The 549-nt window shown below is 39.0% G+C and carries 1 protein-coding gene and 1 pseudogene; one reads left to right on the forward strand and one right to left on the reverse strand.

The annotated features are described in order from the left end of the window. Positions 1-233: pseudogene (locus GMD6S_RS10045) on the reverse strand (DEAD/DEAH box helicase); the annotation flags it as partial. A gap of 56 nt (positions 234-289) precedes the next feature. Between GMD6S_RS10045 and GMD6S_RS10050 the strand changes: the two are divergent. Further along, positions 290-549, forward strand: a 260-nt coding sequence (locus tag GMD6S_RS10050; RefSeq protein ID WP_000395749.1) for an IMPACT family protein, incomplete at its 3' end; no start/stop codon positions are given.

Genomic DNA, 549 nt, shown 5'->3' on the forward strand with positions numbered 1-549 from the left:
AAATAGTACAAAGCTTGATCACTCCTGACTCGCTTCATCAGCAAACACTCCCTACAATAGTAGGCACCAATAGGCAAATACCATTCTTCTAGAATCAAACTATTACAACGTTGACAAAACAGTTTCCCCTTCTCTTTTCTCATTGCTGGCAGTCTCACTGCTTCCTGTCGTTCTTCTTCCGTTAATTCTTTCTCAGTAAACAAGCGACCGAGATAATTTGGATTTACTTTCATACTTTAATATTCGTAAAAATATAGCGCTTTAGGTAATTTTTTAGTACAATTAAATCATGGAATTTAGAACAATTAAAGAGGATGGGCAGGTCCAAGAAGAAATCAAAAAATCACGCTTTATCTGTCATGCCAAGCGTGTCTATAGTGAAGAAGAAGCTCGTGACTTTATCACTGCTATCAAAAAAGAACACTACAAAGCCACCCATAACTGCTCTGCTTTTATTGTAGGGGAACGCAGTGAGATAAAGCGTACGAGTGATGATGGCGAACCTAGTGGTACTGCTGGAGTCCCTATGCTTGGCGTCTTAGAAAATCA

Source organism: Streptococcus sp. GMD6S (assembly GCF_000297015.1).